The sequence below is a fragment of the Cellulomonas sp. URHD0024 genome, assembly GCF_000426185.1.
Taxonomy (GTDB): Bacteria; Actinomycetota; Actinomycetes; order Actinomycetales; family Cellulomonadaceae; genus Cellulomonas.
In genome coordinates this window covers 1-17529 of the sequence record NZ_AUEW01000016.1, presented here as the reverse complement: position 1 = coordinate 17529, position 17529 = coordinate 1, and the positions used below count along the sequence as shown (strand labels likewise).

General features: G+C 72.2%; 14 protein-coding genes and 2 riboswitches. Of the genes, 8 read left to right on the top strand and 6 right to left on the bottom strand.

What is annotated here, in order from left to right:
• Position 1 precedes the first annotated feature (1 nt).
• Positions 2-421 carry a rhodanese-like domain-containing protein gene (locus tag I847_RS0115655; RefSeq protein ID WP_028050440.1) on the bottom strand — a complete coding sequence of 140 codons (420 nt, stop codon included), beginning with the start codon at positions 419-421 and terminating at the stop codon, positions 2-4.
• Between the two features lie 31 nt (positions 422-452).
• Positions 453-554, bottom strand: a riboswitch (SAM riboswitch).
• A gap of 117 nt (positions 555-671) precedes the next feature.
• Positions 672-786, top strand: a riboswitch (SAM riboswitch).
• Positions 787-824: 38 nt separating this feature from the next.
• On the opposite strand from I847_RS0115655, the gene I847_RS0115650 reads away from it, so the two are divergent.
• Together I847_RS0115650 and I847_RS25820 are read left to right on the top strand one after the other, a co-directional pair.
• Positions 825-2219: an aminotransferase class V-fold PLP-dependent enzyme gene (locus tag I847_RS0115650; RefSeq protein WP_028050439.1), complete on the top strand. Its 1395-nt coding sequence runs from the start codon at positions 825-827 to the stop codon at positions 2217-2219.
• 23 nt (positions 2220-2242) lie between these two features.
• Positions 2243-2593, top strand: coding sequence for a YrdB family protein (locus tag I847_RS25820; protein WP_051274975.1), 351 nt, complete (start codon positions 2243-2245; stop codon positions 2591-2593).
• Positions 2594-2693: 100 nt separating this feature from the next.
• Here the strand turns inward: I847_RS25820 and I847_RS0115640 are convergent, their stop codons facing one another.
• Genes I847_RS0115640 through I847_RS0115625 form a run of 4 tightly spaced genes read right to left on the bottom strand, consistent with a single transcriptional unit; the run spans position 2694 to position 6758 of the window.
• On the bottom strand, positions 2694-3230 hold the full coding sequence (locus I847_RS0115640; RefSeq protein ID WP_028050438.1) for a hypothetical protein: 537 nt from the start codon (positions 3228-3230) through the stop codon (positions 2694-2696).
• 14 nt (positions 3231-3244) lie between these two features.
• On the bottom strand, positions 3245-4111 hold the full coding sequence (locus I847_RS0115635) for a MaoC/PaaZ C-terminal domain-containing protein (protein ID WP_034610610.1): 867 nt from the start codon (positions 4109-4111) through the stop codon (positions 3245-3247).
• Positions 4108-5445, bottom strand: coding sequence for a 3-oxoacyl-ACP reductase (locus I847_RS0115630; RefSeq protein ID WP_034610608.1), 1338 nt, complete (start codon positions 5443-5445; stop codon positions 4108-4110). The genes I847_RS0115635 and I847_RS0115630 overlap by 4 nt, the downstream gene beginning before the upstream one ends.
• Entirely contained in the window at positions 5445-6758 is a 1314-nt protein-coding gene (locus tag I847_RS0115625) for an acetyl-CoA C-acetyltransferase (protein ID WP_028050435.1), read from the bottom strand. Before I847_RS0115625 ends, I847_RS0115630 begins: the two co-directional genes overlap by 1 nt.
• A gap of 97 nt (positions 6759-6855) precedes the next feature.
• Between I847_RS0115625 and I847_RS0115620 the strand changes: the two genes are divergently transcribed.
• Together I847_RS0115620 and I847_RS0115615 are read left to right on the top strand one after the other, a co-directional pair.
• On the top strand, positions 6856-7614 hold the full coding sequence (locus tag I847_RS0115620) for a TetR/AcrR family transcriptional regulator (protein ID WP_081681022.1): 759 nt from the start codon (positions 6856-6858) through the stop codon (positions 7612-7614).
• Entirely contained in the window at positions 7611-9680 is a 2070-nt protein-coding gene (locus tag I847_RS0115615; protein ID WP_028050433.1) for an acyl-CoA dehydrogenase, read from the top strand. Before I847_RS0115620 ends, I847_RS0115615 begins: the two co-directional genes overlap by 4 nt.
• Positions 9681-9804: 124 nt before the next feature.
• On the opposite strand, the gene I847_RS25815 is transcribed toward I847_RS0115615, so the two are convergent.
• A complete protein-coding gene (locus I847_RS25815; RefSeq protein WP_051274974.1) occupies positions 9805-10539 on the bottom strand; it encodes a DUF2599 domain-containing protein in 735 nt (244 codons plus the stop codon).
• A gap of 238 nt (positions 10540-10777) precedes the next feature.
• Here I847_RS25815 and I847_RS26855 point away from each other — a divergent pair, with 238 nt between their 5' ends.
• From I847_RS26855 to I847_RS24115, 4 genes are all read left to right on the top strand, one after another.
• The gene (locus I847_RS26855) at positions 10778-12991 is read left to right on the top strand and encodes a hypothetical protein (protein WP_034610606.1); all 2214 of its coding nucleotides are present in this window, start codon (positions 10778-10780) and stop codon (positions 12989-12991) included.
• 143 nt (positions 12992-13134) lie between these two features.
• Positions 13135-15498 carry a phosphoribosylformylglycinamidine synthase subunit PurL gene (purL, locus tag I847_RS24120; RefSeq protein WP_034610603.1) on the top strand — a complete coding sequence of 788 codons (2364 nt, stop codon included), beginning with the start codon at positions 13135-13137 and terminating at the stop codon, positions 15496-15498.
• A gap of 121 nt (positions 15499-15619) precedes the next feature.
• Entirely contained in the window at positions 15620-16648 is a 1029-nt protein-coding gene (gene rsgA / locus I847_RS0115595) for a ribosome small subunit-dependent GTPase A (protein ID WP_155856178.1), read from the top strand.
• A gap of 227 nt (positions 16649-16875) precedes the next feature.
• Positions 16876-17529 (top strand): hypothetical protein (locus I847_RS24115; RefSeq protein WP_196804590.1); only part of this gene is annotated, 654 nt, incomplete at its 3' end.

Sequence of the window (17529 nt, the reverse complement as noted above, 5' to 3'; positions counted from 1 at the left end):
TTCACCGCTGCCGCCAGGGCAGGCCGGCGGCACGCCAGCCGGAGTGCCCGCGGTGCCCGTCGGCGCCGACGTCACCCTCGAACCCCTCGAGCACGTTGTAGGCCGGGCCGAGGCCGGCGGCGGTGGCCGCGTTCGCCGCGGCGACCGAGCGCACCCCCGACCGGCACAGGAACACGATCGGCCGACCGTCGCCGGGCTCCAGGCCGCTCTCGCCGAGCTGCTTGAGGAACTGCGGGTTCGGTCGGCCCGACGGGTACGACACCCACTCGACGAGCGCCGCCCGGCCGTCGATCGCGGTCGCGTCGGGAATGCCGACGTAGGCCCACTCGGCATCGGTGCGCACGTCGACGAGAAGCGCGTTCTCGTGGGACGTGAGCAGGTCCCAGGCCTGCTGGGGGGTCAGGTCGCCTGCGTAGCTCATGCGGGTCTCGTCTCGTGTGTCATGTCCACAGCCTCCATCGGTCCTGGCGGTAGCACCCACGACCGCGCACCGAGGTGCGCGCGGGTTGCTGCGGCGTCGTCGAGCCAGATCTCTCAGCCGCTCTGGATGGTGTCGGTGATGCTAGTGGCGCGGTCGCGGGAATCCAACTGGTGGAATCGAAGTCTTGCTATCCGAGACGATCTGTTTCGTGCGTTGACAGCCCCGCACGGCTCCGGGGACCCTCTTCTCAGGTCATGAGCGCCAGCGTCAAGCCCCGGCTCGCTGGCCGGCAACCCTCCTCCGCGGTGGGGTGCCCCGGGTGACGACCTGGCCGTTCCCCGTCCGGGGTTCGGCAAGCGCGGGGTTCCACCACGGCGGTGCCCCTCTGTGTCGGAGGACCATCATGACCACGACGACCGAGCGCCTCTCGTGTGCGGACGTCGATGCGGTGAGCGCGCTGCTCCCCGTCGTCGGCGGCAACACCACCGTGCCCCTCGTGGACGGCACCCAGCGGGTCTACGCGAACCTCGACTACGCCGCCTCCGCGCCCGCCCTCGAGGCCGTCGCGGCCCGCGTCACGGAGGTGCTGCCGCTCTACGCGTCCGTGCACCGGGGCGCTGGGTACCTGTCGCAGGTGTCCACCGCCCTCTACGAGTCCGCGCGCCAGACGATCGCGCGGTTCGTCGATGCCCGCCCGGACGACGTCGCGATCATCACGCGCAACACCACGGACTCGCTGAACCTGCTGGCCGGGGTCGTCCCGACCGGCTCCCGCGTGCTCGTGCTCGACATCGAGCACCACGCCAACCTGCTGCCCTGGGTGCACTCCGCCGACGGTCACGGCCACCAGACCACGATCCTGCCCATCGCGGACACGGTCGCGGAGACGTTGGCCAGGCTTCGCGACGAGCTCGCACGCCAGCACTACGCCCTCCTGACCGTCACCGGCGCCTCCAACGTGACCGGTGAGGCGCTGCCCGTCGACGAGGTCGTCGCCCTCGCGCACGCCGAGGGCACCAGGGTCGCCGTCGACGGTGCCCAGCTGGTCCCGCACCGCGGGTTCTCGCTGGCCGCGTCGGGCGCCGACTACGTCGCGTTCTCGGGGCACAAGACCTACGCGCCGTTCGGGGCGGGCGCCCTCGTCGGTCGGCGCGACTGGCTCGACACGGGCTCGCCGTACCTCGCAGGGGGAGGTGCGGTGCGCGACGTGCGCGCCGATCGCACGGTCTGGCAGCCGGCGCCCGCCCGGCACGAGGCAGGCTCGCCGAACGTCATCGGCGCCATCGCGCTCGCGGAGGCCTGTGACCAGCTCGCCGCCCTGCCCGCCGGCGCGCTGCACGCCCACGAGGAGGCGCTGCGCGCGCGCCTCGTCGCCGGACTGTCCGCGATCGACGGCGTCGAGATCGCCCGCATCTGGCCCGACTCCGCGCCGCCCGTCGGTGTCCTGACCTTCACCGTCCCTGGCCACAATCCCGGCCTGGTCGCTGCGTACCTCTCGGCCGAGCACGGGATCGGCGTCCGCGACGGCCGCTTCTGCGCGCACCCGCTCCTCGCGCACCTCGACGCCTCCGACGGGGCGATCCGCGCGTCGGTCGGCGTCGGCACGACGAGCGAGGCCGTCGACCGCCTGGTCACGGCGCTGACGACGTACCTGTCCGTCGGTCCGGCGTCGGGCTACGAGATCGTCGACGGCTGCTGGGTGGTCGTCGAGGACACCCGTCCGCTGGTCGCGGTGCACGGCCTGGACCACCTGGCCGCCACCGCCGCCGCAGCCTGCGGCCCCGCCCTGGACGACTGACCCCGCGCGGCAGGACGAGCAGCGTGACCGAGCCTGCGCCGACGCAGCAGATCGGGGCGCTCGACGTGCTCGCGTTCCTGCTCGAGCTGACCATGGTCGTGCTGCTGGCGGTCGCCGGCTGGCGCCTGGGGAGCAGCACGGTGACGTACGTCGGGCTTGCGGTCGCGTTCGTCGTGGTGGCGGTCACCCTCTGGGGTCGCTGGATGGCCCCCCGGTCCGCGCACCGGCTCCCGGGCACCGCCCGGGCGGTCCTCGCCACGGGGTTGTTCGCGACGACGGCGGTCGTCGCGCTGCTCGCCGGCGTCTCGGCGTTCGTCACACTCCCGTTCGCAGTGCTCGGCGCCACGGTCTTCGTCGCCACCCGCAACGCCTGAAGCCCGCTCCCGGGAGCGCCGACTTCGTGCGTTCGAACCGAGTTCGTGCGTTCCAACAGACGACCTCGGTTCGAACGCACGAAGTCGCGGACGCCGGCCGTCAGATCAGCGGCCGGACGCGCTCCTCGAGCAGGGGGATCAGGCGGCGGGCGTCCAGCCAGACGTCGGTGCTGACCAGCACCCACGTCGGTGACACGTCGCGGTGCCAGTCGCCGGTGACCGGCAGCGCGTCGACGAAGAACGAGAACGACGCGCGCCGACCGAGCGACTGCTCCAGGGCCCGCACCATGCGGGTCGGGTCGAGGGCGTCGGGGGAACGGGGGTCCGGATGCCGGCGCTCACGGTTGGCCCACACCGACACGTTGCGGAGCACCTGCTCGTAGGCAAGGAACAGGTCCGGACCGGTCGGCGGCGCGACGAAGGCGATCTCCGGACCCGCGGCGCAGATCGCGTCCCACCACGCGTCCCAGTCGACGGGGTCGGCGGCGAGCTCCTCGAGGAAGGGGACCGGAGGAGTCAGACGCGGGATGTCGGGTGCGACGCCCAGCCCGAACGCCTCACGCACGTACAGCGCGGTCGTGAACGGGCTGCCGTCACGAGCGCTGATCGTCCAGCTGGAGGGACCCGGTGCGCGCACCCCACCAGTCAAGCTCAGGCCAGCGGCGTGACGGAACCCGTCAGGTGAGGGACGCTGCTCCAGGCCGCCACCGAGAACCCGGTCTCCGACGGGGCGATCCGCACGTTCACGGTGGAGGGAAGCAGGACCGGCTTGGCAAAGCTGACCGACCAGTCGAACGCGTCGCCACGGGCGGGCCCCACGGACGCGAGGGCACGGGACGCCGTGTACATCCCATGGGCGATCGCGCGGGGGAAGCCGAACGCCTTGGCGGCCAGCGACGAGACGTGTATCGGGTTGTGGTCTCCGGAGACGGCGGCGTACCGCCGGCCCGTGTCGGCGCCGAGCACCCACTGTCCGGTCGGCGTCGGTGGGTCGAAGGTCGACCGGTCGTCGGGACCCTGGCCCCGCAGGAACAGGCCGCGTGCGAGGTACGTCGAGACACCCCGCCACGCGATGTCGTCGCCCGTCGAGACGGTGGTCACGAGGTCGACCTGTGTTCCGGTGCGGTGCGCGCGCAGGTCGGCCGCCGTCGCCCGGACGTCGAAGGGCTCCCCGAGCGTGAGGGGCCGCGTCTGCGTCACCTGGTTGGACAGGTGGACCATCCCCGCGACCGGGAGCGGGAAGTCGGGACGTGCCATGAGCGCGATCGTGACGGGGAACGCGAGCGCGTGCACGAAGCCGGCCGGCAGGGCATCGCTGGCGGACTCGCCCAGCAGGTGCTGGAACTCCGTGAGGCGGTCGGGATCGGCACGGACGCCCCGGACCACGTAGGCCACATCGGGCAGGTCCCGGGGAGCGCGGTCCACTCGGCGGCGGATCGCCAGTCCTCCCGACGAGACTGCCCCGCGGAGGTAGAGCCCGCCGGCTCCGGGTACGCCGGGCAGGACGACGACGGTCACTGGCCGACCAGGTTCTGCCCGCACACCCGCAGCACGCGACCGACGATCCCACCGGCGGCGGGCGACGCGAGGAAGGCGACGGTCTCGGCCACGTCGACGGGCTGACCGCCCTGCTGCAGCGAGTTCAGGCGCCGAGCCACCTGGCGCATGACGACGGGGATCCGCGCGGTCATCTCGGTCTCGATGAACCCGGGCGCGACCGCGTTGGCGGTGCCGCCGAAGGCCGCCAGCAGGGGTGCCGTCGCGCGGACCATGCCGATGACACCGCCCTTCGAGGCCGCGTAGTTCGCCTGTCCGCGGTTGCCGGCGATGCCCGACGTGGACGCGAGCGAGACGATCCGTGGCGCGTCGGTGAAGTCGCCGGACGTCAGCAGCGCCTCGTTGATCGCGAGCTGCGAGGCGATGTTGACCGCCAGGACGGCGTCCCACTTCTCGGGGGTCATGTTGGCCAGCAGCTTGTCCCGGGTGATGCCGGCGTTGTGCACGACGATGTCGATCCGTCCGTGCCGCTGCAGCGTGTGCTCGAGCAGGCGTGCACCTGCGTCGGGCGCGGTCACGTCGAGCTGCAGCGCTGTCCCACGGACGCGGTTGGCGACGGCGACGAGCTGCTCTCCCGCGGCGGGCACGTCGACGGCCACGACGACGGCGCCGTCCCGCGCGAGCGTCTCGGCGATCGACTCCCCGATACCGCGGGCGGCTCCCGTGACGACGGCGACCCGACCCTCCAGCGGCCGCTCCCAGTCCGACGGCAGGGAGCCCGCCGACGAGTCGATCGCGAGCAGCTGCCCGTCCACGAACGCCGATCGCGTGGAGAGGAAGAACCGGAGCGCACCCACGACGGACGGCGCGGTGACCGGCACGTCGGCGGCGAGCACCAGACCGTTCGCGGTCGCACCGCCGCGCAGCTCCTTGGCGATCGAGCGGACGAACCCGTCGACCCCCTGCCGGGCCGCGGCGACGGAGGGGGCGTCCTCGGGCGACGCCGCTCGGGAGACGGTGACCACCCGGCCGCCCCGGGCGAGCTTCTTCAGGACGCCGGCCAGCTCCATGACCGGCGCGCTCAAGGCGGACGGGTGGATCAGGTCGGTCAGCCCGAGGACCACCGCCGAGTACCGCAGATCGGGTGTCGGGCGCCGGTGCACGTCGAGGGCCCAGTCGGTCGCCAGGAGGTCCGCGAGCTCGTCGTCCCCCAGCACCAGGACGGGACCGTCGAGCAGCGGTTGTCCCGGGGCGAACCGCCTCAGCGGCGCGGGCTGCGGGAGCCCGAACTGCTTGGCGACCTTGCCGGTGAACCCGCCGTTCACGAGGTTCAGGTAGGTGTCGTCGGAGGACATCAGGCCGCCTCGAGGATCGCGGTGAGGCCCAGCCCACCGGCCGCGCACACGGAGACGAGGGCGCGTGTCCCCGGTCCGCGCCGGTGCAGCTCCTTGCTGACGCTCGCGACGATGCGTCCGCCGGTCGCGGCGAACGGGTGTCCGGCGGCGAGCGAGGAGCCGTGGACGTTCAGCTTCGCGCGGTCCACGGACCCGAACGCCCCGTCGAGGCCCAATCGGGAACGCCCGAACTCCTCGGACTCCCAGGCCGCCAGGATCGTCAGCACCGTCGAGGCGAACGCCTCGTGGATCTCGACCAGGTCGAAGTCGGCGAGCGTCAGGCCGTTGCGGGCCAGCAACCTCGGCACGGCGAAGGTCGGGGCCATCAGCAGCCCGTCCACGCCGTGCACGAAGTCGACGGCCGCGGCCTCGGCGTCGACGACCGAGGCGAGCGGAGTCAGGCCATGCGACGAAGCCCAGTCGGCGGACCCGAGCAGCACCGCCGACGCCCCGTCGGACAACGGGGTCGAGTTGCCGGCGGTCATCGTCGCGGGGGTGTCGAGTCCCAGACCGAACACGGGCCGCAACGACGCCAGCTTCTCCAGGGACGAGTCGGCGCGCAGGTTCGCGTCGCGCGTCAGCCCGCGGAACGGGGTGACGAGGTCGTCGAAGAACCCGTCGTCGTACGCGGCGGCGAGCCGCTGGTGGCTGGCGAGCGCGAGCTCGTCCTGCGCCTCCTGCGTGATGCCCCACTGCGCGGTGGTCAGCGCCTGGTGCTCACCCATCGACAGCTGGGTGCGCGGCTCGTCGGTCCGGGGCGCCGACGGCGCCAGGTCCTTGGGCCGGATGCGGGCCAGCGCAGCGAGCTTCTGAGACGTGGACCGCGCGTGGGAGAGGTCCAGCAATGCCCGACGCAGCCGGTCGCTGACGGCGATCGGCGCGTCGGACGTCGTGTCCACACCGGCCGCGATCGCCGACTCGAGCTGCCCGAGCCGGATCTTGTTGCTCAGCGACACGACGGTCTCCAGCCCGGTCGCGCACGCCATCTGCACGTCGTAGGCGGGCGTCTCGGGGGAGAGCGCCGAGCCGAGCACCGACTCGCGCGTGAGGTTGAAGTCGCGGCTGTGCTTGAGCACCGCCCCGGCGGCCACCTCGCCGATCCGCTCACCCTGGAGCCCGTACCGCGCCACCAGCCCGTCGAGCGTGGCCGTGAGCATGTCCTGGTTGCTCGCGTGCGCGTACGGGCCGCCGGCGCGGGCGAAGGGGATGCGGTTGCCCCCCAGGACGTAGGCGGCGCGGGGCGACGGGGTGGGCGTGGACGTGCGACGGGCCATGAGGCTCGTTCCTCTCGCATTCGACGATGAAGCGATCTGACCGGCTGGGGAGTTGACAGTGTGTCCGAAACCCACAGTACCTGATACCTTCGGTCTCGTGAGCCCGAGCCCCCCGGGTACGTCGACGACGACGGCCCTCACCCCCATCATCGAGCAGCCGCCGGAGACCGACGGCCGCTCGACCCGTTGGGCCGACCACCGCGAGGCCCGTCGTGCCGAGCTGGTGCGTACTGCCCGTCGCACCGTCCACCACCGCGGGCCAGACGTCTCGATGGAGGAGATCGCGGCCGACGCCGGCACCTCCAAGTCGATCGTCTACCGCTACTTCACCGACAAGACCGGCCTGCAGATCGCCGTCGCCGAAGCCGTCGTCCTGCAGATCCAAGGTGCCCTCGAGGGCGTCCTGCGCATCGCACCGACGCCGCGTGAAGGCCTGCGCGCCATGGTCGCCGTCTACCTCGAGATGATCGAGTCCTCACCCAACGTCTACGCGTTCGTGACCCGCGACGGGTCGGTCGAGTCCGGCGGCCCGCTCGGGCACTTCCTCGACTCGGTGACCGCCCTGGTCGCAGCGCCGTTCGCGCGCGGGCTGACGTCGTCGGAGGGGCGCGCGCGCCGGCCCTCGGAGCCCGGCGCGCCCGGTGCCGCGCTCGCCGAGTCCTGGGCGGCCGGTGCCGTCGGCTTCGTCCGCGGTGCGGGCGAGTGGTGGCTGGCCCACCGCGACGAGCCCGGCACGCCCGACCGCGAGGAGATCACCGCGCAGATCGCCGCCTGGCTCTGGGCGGGACCCGTCGGCCTGCTCGCTCGGGAACACAGGCCCGTCAGCATGAGCACCGCACACACGGAGGAAGCATGAGCACCACCACGCAGCGCCCCGTGACCTCGGTCGACGATGCGGGCGACCCCCGTCTCGACGCCGACGTCGCCGTCGACATCGCCCACCTGAGCGAGGTGCTGCTCGGGCACTACCCGGAGCTCCGCCTGGCCGCCCGCAGGCTGATGGCGGACGAGCGGTTCCACCGGATCGAGGGCCAGCCCGTCCCCGAGCACCGGGAGCGGGTGCTCGGGCAGCTGCGGCTGCTGGCCGCGGAGGGGGACGTGCACCGCTCGTTCCCGGAGCGGTTCGGCGGCGCCGGCGACCACGGCGGCTTCCTGGCGAGGTTCGAGGAGCTCGGGCACGCCGACCCGTCGCTGCAGATCAAGTCCGGTGTGCAGTGGGGCCTGTTCGCGTCGGCGATCTACCACCTGGGCACCGAGCGCAACCATGACGACTTCCTGCCCGGCGCCCTGAGCGTCGCGGTGCCGGGTGTGTTCGCGATGACCGAGACCGGCCACGGCTCCGACGTCGCGGCGATCGGCACCACGGCGACGTACGACGAGGACTCCGAGGAGTTCGTCATCCACACGCCGTTCCGCGCGGCCTGGAAGGACTACCTCGGCAACGCGGCTGTGCACGGTACCGCCGCCGTCGTGTTCGCGCGGCTGGTCACCCAGGGCGTCGACCATGGTGTGCACGCGTTCTACGTGCCGATCCGCGACGAGTCGACCATGGCCTTCCTGCCCGGCGTCGGCGGCGAGGACGACGGGCTCAAGGGCGGCCTGAACGGCATCGACAACGGCCGGCTCTGGTTCGACAACGTGCGGATCCCACGGACCAACCTGCTCAACCGGTACGGCGACGTCACGCCTGCCGGCGTCTACGAGTCACCGATCGACAGCCCCGGTCGCCGGTTCTTCACGATGCTCGGCACCCTGGTCCAGGGCCGGGTCTCGCTGGACGGTGCGGCGGTCGTCGCCGCGCGTCTCGGCCTGACCATCGCGATCACCTACGGCAACCAGCGCCGGCAGTTCGCGTCCGGGGCGCCGGGCGAGGAGGTCGTGATCCTCGACTACGCCGAGCACCAGCGCCGGCTGCTGCCACTGCTCGCCGAGACCTATGCCGCCGGGTTCGCGCACGAGGACCTGCTGGCCGCGTTCGACGACGTGTTCTCGGGCCGCAACGACACACCGGAGTCGCGCGAGGACCTCGAGACGCTGGCCGCGGCGCTCAAGCCGACGTCGACCTGGCACGCCCTGACCACGCTGCAGGTGTCCCGGGAGGCGTGCGGCGGCGCCGGGTTCCTCGCGGAGAACCGGTTGACCGGGCTGCGCGCGGACATGGACGTCTACGCCACGTTCGAGGGCGACAACACCGTCCTGCTGCAGCTCGTCGGAAAGCGGCTGCTGGCGGACTACGGCCACTCGCTCAAGCACCTCGACGCCACCAAGGTCGCCCGCGTCGTGGCCGAGCGGGCCGCCGATGCCGCGCGCTACCGGACCCCGCTGGTCCGCGCGATCCAGACCATCTCGGACGTGGGCGACCCCCGCCGCTCAGCCGGTCAGCTGCGCGAGACGACAACACAGCGCGAGCTGCTGGTGGACCGGGTCGAGACGATGGTCGCCGACATCGCGCAGGCGCTGCGGCCGTCGCAGAAGGCTTCGGCCCAGGAGGCCGCCGCCCTGTTCAACGCGCACCAGCATGAGCTCGTCGAGGCAGCGCGCGCACACGCGGAGCTGGTCCAGTGGGAGTCGTTCACGGCGGCGCTGGAGCGGGTCACCGACCCGAGCACGCGGCAGATCCTCACGTGGGTCCGGGACCTGTTCGGGCTGACGCTCATCGAGCGGCACCTGACCTGGTACCTGCTCAACGGTCGGCTCTCGACCGGCCGTGCCCGCACCGTGACGTCCTACATCGACCGGCTGCTGGCCCGCCTCCGGCCCCACGCCCAGGACCTCGTCGATGCGTTCGGCTACGAGCAGGCCCACCTCCGCGCTCCGATCGCCTCGGGAGCGGAAGCGGAGCGGCAGGACGAGGCTCGCGCCTACTACAAGGCGCAGCGCGCAGCCGGCGACGCCCCGATCCCGGAGAAGCACCACCGCTGACCACCCGCCAACGTCCGCACTCGTGGGTGCTATCGCCCACACGAGTGCGGACGTTGTCGGGGGGAGTTCGTCGGTGTCCGCGGATGTGGGGGCTATGGGCCCGACGAGTGCGGACGTTGCGGGGTCATGTCGGGTTGCAGCGTGCCGCGATCATGTCCACGGCGCTGACGTCCGGGCGCCACGGCTCGAGGTTCCAGGTCTCCTTGTCCGCCGCGCCGAGCTGGTGGCACTCGAGCTGCGCCTGCATGCCCGGGCTGTCGGCGTCGGGCTCACGGGCGACCAGCTGCGACCAGAGGCCGACGGTCGCCGCCTTGGACCAGGCCCGCGCCCACGCGCTCGGCGTCACCGCGAGCGACTTGCCGCCCTCGGCCGTCCGCCACACCGCGTCCTGAACCGCGACGCTCGCCACCCAGACGCTGCCGGGCGCCGTCCCGATGAGCCGGACCGAGGTGGGGTCCGCCTGCTCGAGGCGGACGCCCGGCCCGTCGGGGCTGACACCGGCGACGAACGCTGCCGCACCGTCCTCGACGACGGCCGAACCGTCGTCGAGCGCTCGGAAGGTCGAACCCGGCGGGGCCGTCAGGATCGCCTCGCCCGCCGACACGCTCAGCCGGACCGAACCGTCGTCGACCGGCGTGGTCGTCGCAGCGGCGGTCGCGTCGAGGGGCTGGACCGTGAGGGTCACCGCGCCCGTGGTGACGGCCGACGGCGCGGGCAGGACGGGCGTGGGGGTCGGTGTGGGCGTCGGCGCGGCCGCGACGACCGTCGTCGTCGGACCCGACTGGAGCGAGGGCCCGGTGCACGAGGCGACGAGCCCGGCCAGGACGACGAGCGCGACGACCAGGGGTGACCTCGGCATGCGCCGACGGTAGCAACGCCAGGCGCGCGCCGGACCGCTGAACATCGACCCACCGGGTGGGCGGGCGCCTCCCGGAGCCGCGCAGGAGGGCGCGCTAGGCCGAATCTGCGCAAAAGGTCCCTGGGCTCCGGAAGTTCACCCGAAGGCCGCGGAGAACCGCTCATGGAGCACACAGCAAGCCCTTAGGGTGCTGACGCGCGGTCGACCTGGCCGCCCGTCGACCAGGGGGTTTCGCCCGATGTCCGTCACGACCGCCACACGTTCCGTCGGGAGATCTGTACGGCGCTCCGTCGCCGTCAGCGCGGCGTTCGCCGTGCTCAGCGTTCCCGTCCTCGCCCAGCCCGCCAGCGCCGTGGACGCCGCGCCCACGACCATCTCGATCCCCGGGTCCGAGGCCGTCGTGGTCGGCACGCCAGCAGTGGGGCAGGTCCTGACAGCCGGCCTCGACTGGCCCGAAGGTCTGACCCTCACGTACGAGTGGGACGCCGACGGTGTCCCCGTCGAGGACGAGACGGACGCCGACCTCGACGTCGTGCCGGCGCTGATCGGCGCCACGCTCACGGTCACGGTGACCGGCAACGGCACCGGCTACGACGAGCGGGTCTCGACGTCCGAGCCGACCGAGGTCGTGGTCCCGGGCACGCTGCAGGCCACCGCCCCCGGGATCACCGGCACCGCGCGGGTGGGCAGCACCCTCACCGCGAGCGCGGGTGCCTGGACGCCGGCCGACGCCGCGACCTCGCTGCAGTGGTACGTCGGCGCGGACCCCGTCGCCGATGCGACCGGCAGCACCTTCGTGCCGCGCGCTGCGGACGTCGGCGCCGTCGTGACCGTCCGGGTCCAGGGCACGCGGGACGGCTACAACCTGCTCGAGACATCGAGCCTGCCGACCGCGGCAGTCGCCCGCGGCGCGTTCATCTCGGCTCCTGCGCCGACCGTCTCCGGCACGCCGCGCGTCGGGTCGGAGCTCACCGCGGTCACCGGGACGTGGTTGCCGGCCGCGACCTTCACCTACGCGTGGAAGTCCGGCACGACGGTGGTCGGCACGGCATCGACGTTCACGCCGACGAGCGCCGAGCTGGCCAAGACGATCACCGTCTCGGTCACCGGGGCCCGGGACGGCTACACCTCGGCGACCAGGACGGCCACCGCCAACGCCGCCGTGGCCAGCGGCAGGTTCACGACGGTCCCCGTTCCGACCCTCACCGGCACGCCCCGGGTCGGCGTGCGGCTCACCGCCGTCCCGGGCACCTGGGCGCCGACCGCGACCCTCGCGTACCAGTGGTACCGGGCCGGCGTCGCGATCACGGGTGCGACGTCGTCGACCTACGTGCTCACGGCCAGTGACCTGAGCAAGGTCGTGACGGTCACCGTCAAGGGGACGCGCTCCGGGTTCACCGCAAGGTCGGCCACCAGTGCCGGCGTCACGGTCGCCGCCGGTCACCTCTCCACCGCGCCCGTCCCGACCATCACCGGCACCGTCCGCGTCGGGCAGAAGCTGACGGCCGTCCCGGGCACGTGGGCACCCGCCGGCACGACGATCTCGTACCGCTGGTACCGCAACGGGGTGGCGATCTCCGGCGCCACGCTCTCGACGTACACGCTGGTCGCTGCCGACCTCGGCACCAAGATCACGGTGGTCACCACCGGTCGCAAGACCGGCTACACGAGCCTGGCTCGCACGAGCGCGGCGACCGCCACGGTGGTCTCGAACTTCGCCTCGGCGCCCGTGCCGACCGTCACCGGGACCCTGAGAGTCGGATACACGCTCGGCATCACGCTCGGCACCTGGACGCCCGCGCCGGCGTTCAGCTACCAGTGGCAGGCGAACGGGTCGGCGATCTCCGGGGCCACCTCGTCCACGTACAAGCTCACCGCGAAGGACTACGGCAAGACCATCTCGGTCTCCGTGGTCGGCTCGAAGACGAACTACGTGACGACGACCCGGCTGAGCGCGTCGACGGCGAAGGTCGCGGCACCCGTGCCGGCGTTGACGACCGACGGTCTGTTCGCCGTCGGCAGCCAGATCAAGCCCGGCACGTACGTGTCGTCGGGTGGGTCCATCTGCTACTGGGAGCGCGACAGCGCGACCGACATACTCGGCCGGGACGCGGGCTACGGCCAGCGCATGGTGACAATCCTGTCCACGGACACGTACTTCTACACCGACGGCTGCGGGAGGTGGACCAAGTACGTGGGCATCGGCTCGCTGTCCTCGTCGAGCCCCGTCGACGGTGTCTTCGTCGTCGGTGTTCACCTGAAGCCGGGCGTCTACACGACGACCGGCCCGGCCGACCCCGCGCACACCTGCTTGTGGATCAAGCTCAGCAGCTTCAACTTCGGCCCGCAGGACCCCGTGATCTACGGCGAGCCCTCAGGGACGTCGACGATCACGCTCGCCGACGGCCAGCGGTTCTACACGCAGAACTGCAGCTGGAAGCGGATCGGCTGAGCCCACGCTCATGGCGCCCGGCCCGGACCCCGTGTCCAGGCCGGGCGTCGTCGCGTCGGAGCCCGGCCCGGCGCCGGTAGGCTGTGCGACGTCTGCCGACCCCCTGCCGCCGCCCCGCGCGCGGCCCCCGATCGAGGGATCAGATGGCCTCCAGCACGACCCATGCCCACGTGTCCGACACCGTCGAGAACGCCGCCGCGACCCCGGACCTGGCGCAGCCGTTCGCCGAGCTCGGCCTCAAGCCGGACGAGTACCAGCGCATCCGCGACCTGCTGGGCCGCCGTCCCACGGCCGCTGAGCTGGCCATGTACTCCGTGATGTGGTCGGAGCACTGCTCGTACAAGTCGAGCAAGAACCACCTGCGCCAGTTCGGCGACAAGACCACCGACGCCATGAAGGAGCACCTGCTCGTCGGGATCGGTGAGAACGCGGGCGTCGTGGACATCGGCGACGGTTGGGCTGTGACGTTCAAGGTCGAGTCGCACAACCACCCGTCCTACGTCGAGCCGTACCAGGGTGCGGCCACTGGCGTGGGCGGCATCGTGCGCGACATCATCTCGATGGGCGCCCGGCCGGTCGCGGTCATGGACCAGCTGCGGTTCGGCGCCGTCGACCACCCCGACACCGCCCGCGTGGTGCACGGCGTGGTGGCCGGTGTCGGCGGCTACGGCAACTCGCTCGGCTTGCCCAACATCGGCGGGGAGCTCGTCTTCGACGCCTCCTACCAGGGCAACCCGCTGGTCAACGCGCTGTGCCTGGGCGTCCTGCGGCACGAGGACATCCACCTGGCCAACGCCTCGGGCACGGGCAACAAGATCGTCCTGTTCGGCGCGCGCACGGGCGGCGACGGCATCGGCGGCGCGTCGATCCTGGCGTCCGAGACCTTCGACGACACCAAGCCCTCGAAGCGTCCGTCGGTGCAGGTGGGCGACCCGTTCATGGAGAAGGTGCTCATCGAGTGCTGCCTCGAGCTCTACGCGGCGCGCGTCGTCGAGGGCATCCAGGACCTCGGCGCTGCCGGCATCTCCTGCGCGACGAGCGAGCTCGCCTCGAACGGCGACGGCGGCATGCACGTCGACCTCGAGAACGTGCTGCTGCGCGACCCCACGCTGACCGCCGGCGAGATCCTCATGTCGGAGTCGCAGGAGCGCATGATGGCCGTCGTCCGGCCCGACCAGCTCGACGAGTTCCTGGCCATCACCGCCAAGTGGGACGTCGAGACGGCCGTGATCGGCGAGGTCACCGGCACGGGCCGCCTGACCATCGACCACCACGGCGAGCGCATCGTCGACGTCGAGCCGCGTTCGGTCGCCCACGACGGACCGGTCTACGACCGCCCGTACGCCCGCCCGGCCTGGCAGGACGGTCTGAACGCCGACACGACGGCCGCCCTGGCAAAGCCGTCCGCCCCTGACGAGCTCCGCGCGACCGTTCTCCAGCTGCTCGCCAGCCCGAACCTCGCGTCCAAGGCGTGGGTGACCAGCCAGTACGACCGCTTCGTGCAGGGCAACACCGCGCTCGCGCAGCCCGACGACTCGGGCGTCATCCGCGTCGACGAGACGACCGGCCTCGGGGTCGCGCTGGCCACCGACGCGAACGGCCGCTACGCCAAGCTGGACCCGTACACCGGCGCACAGCTGGCTCTGGCGGAGGCGTACCGCAACGTCGCGACGACGGGCGCCCGCCCGCTGGCCGTGACCGACTGCCTCAACTTCGGCTCGCCCGAGCACCCCGACTCCATGTGGCAGCTCGTCGAGGCCATCCGCGGTCTGGCGGACGCCTGCCAGACGCTCGAGGTGCCCGTCACGGGCGGCAACGTGTCGCTCTACAACGGCACAGGCGAGCCCGGCCTGATCGACTCGGCCATCCACCCCACCCCGGTCGTCGGCGTGCTCGGCGTGCTCGACGACGTCGCGGACGCGACCTCCTCCGGCTGGACCCAGCCCGGCCAGGCCGTCTACCTGCTGGGCACGACGAAGCCCGAGCTGGACGGCTCGGCCTGGGCCGACGTCGTGCACGGCCACCTCGGCGGCCTCCCGCCGGCCGTCGACCTCGCGGCCGAGAAGCGGCTGGCGTTCGTGCTCACCCACGCCAGCCGCGACGACCTGGTCGACTCCGCGCACGACCTGTCGGAGGGCGGTCTGGCGCAGGCCCTCGTCGAGTCGAGCCTGCGCTACGGCGTCGGCGTGCAGGTCTCGCTGGACGGGCTCTGCGCGCGCGACGGGATCACCCCGTTCGAGGCCCTGTTCTCCGAGTCCACCGCCCGTGTGCTCGTCGCGGTCCCTCGCACGGAGGAGGTCCGCCTGGTCGACCTCTGCACCGCGCGCGGCGTCCCGGCCCTGCGCCTGGGCGAGACGGCGGAGTCGTGCTCCCCGGGAGCTGGCACCCCGGTTGACGAGGTCGACCACGTCCACGGCCCCGCGGTCGAGGTCGAGGGCCTGTTCACACTCCCGCTCCAGGAGGTCCGCGAGGCCCACGAGGCAACGCTTCCGCGCTACTTCGGCTGAGCCAGGGCCGACGAGAACAACGTCGTGAACGCCAATCCGATGCATGACGTCGTTCAGGTTGTTCTCGGGGTCGTCGGTTAATCGGTCGCTCGCCGACGAGGTCCGCTCCTAGCGTCGAGGCGTGGTCACGTCCGAGGCAGCTCGTGTGGTGCGCGCCGACAAGGGTGCGGTCCTCGTGCTGCCCGGTCACCAGACCCCCGGCGCCGCCGACCCGACCGAGGCGGTGCGCGTCGTCCTCGACCGCGACGGACTCGTCGCGACGACCGGCGAGGAGCGGCTCGCGCCGACGGTGGGGGACTGGCTCGACGTCGTCGACGACCACGCGGTGCTGATCCACGAGCGCCGGACCGCCCTGGTCCGCGACACGGCCGGCGCGACGAGCCACGTCCAGGCGCTCGCAGCGAACGTCGACGTCGTCGTGATCGTCGAGCACCTGGACCCCGACCCCGACCTCGGCCGGATCGAGCGCATGCTGACCCTGGCGTGGCGCTCGGGCGCGCGGCCGGTCGTCGTGCTCACCAAGGCGGACCTCGTCCCGGATCCCGAGGGCATGGCGGCGGACGTCGCGGGGGTCGCGCTCGCGGTCGACGTGCACACCGTGAGCGTGTGGGAGGACCGGGGTCTCGATGCCGTCCGCGCGCTCCTGGCGCCGGGCGTCACCCTGGTCGTCGTAGGACCGTCGGGTGCGGGCAAGTCCAGCCTGGTCAACGCGCTCGCCGGCCGCGAGGTCATGGACACGGGCGGGCAGCGCAACGACGGTCGCGGCCGGCACACCACGACGTTCCGTCAGCTCGTCCCGCTCACCGGCGGTGCGATGCTCATCGACACCCCCGGCATCCGCGGGGTCGGTGTGGTCGCCGACGTCGACGCACTCGACACGACGTTCTCCGACGTCGCCGCACTGGCGGACCGCTGTCGCTTCGCCGACTGCCACCACACGGGCGACGCCGGCTGCGCGATCGCGGCGGCCCTGGACAGCGGTGAGCTGAGTGAGCGCCGCTTCGACAGCTGGCGCCGACTCGCCAAGGAGGCCGCCTACCAGGCGCGCCGTTCGGACGCCCGCCTCGCCGCCGAGGAACGCGACCGCTGGAAGCGCGTCACCAAGGACTACCAGCGCGGTCTCCGCGGCCCCGGGCAGCCGCGCCACTGAGGCGTCCGGCGACAGCCGGCGGCAGAACTCGCCCCTGTTAGCACAGGCGCGGTCAACGCCACCGAAAGTGGGCGGATCCAACCCAAACGGGCAAATGGGCCGAAAGCCCCGCGCGGGTGTCGTCGCACCCACTAGCGTTCGATCCGTCTCGCGGGGCACGGATGCTCGGCTTGATGACACGTCACACGGGTGCGTCCTTGGACGCCCGTTTATCAGGGGGTAGTGGCATGAGTCTGCGTCGGCGCTGGGATCTTGGTTTCCGGGGTGGGTTTGTTGCCTGGGTCGCGTGCCTTTCCTTGGTGGTGGCGGGGCTTGTGGTGGTTGAGGCCCCGGTGGCATCGGCGGCTAAGCCTGCGGATCCGGTCGCGGTTTCTCCCGTGAAGGTTCCGCCGTTGACGTCGAAGGCGCCGGCGAGGCTGTCTGCGCCGGTGCCGGCGAACCAGTTCGATGTTCCGGTGGCTGCTCCTGAACCGGTGGCGTTGAAGACGAGGACGCCGAAGGGTTTCGACGAGGTGCGCTCGACGGTCGCGAGCCGGGGTGAGAAGTCGACGGTGTATGCGAATCCGGATGGCACGTTCACCACGATGATGACGACCGAGCCGGCGAATGTGCAGGTTGCGGATGGTTCGTGGCAGCCGATCTCGACGGAGGTCGTGCCGGACGGGGGTGGTGGTGGGAAGGTGAATCGGCACCCGCTCTCGCCGCGGTTCGCGGCTGAGGGTAACTCGGCTGATCTGCTGCAGGTCTCGCGCAATGGTGCCGAGGTGAGCATCGGTCTGGTCGGGGCCAGCGGGAAGTCACTGGGTCGCAAGGGCGCCAGGGCCAAGTACGACGATGTGCTGCCTGGTGGTGTGGACCTGGAGTACGAGGTCACGCCGGGC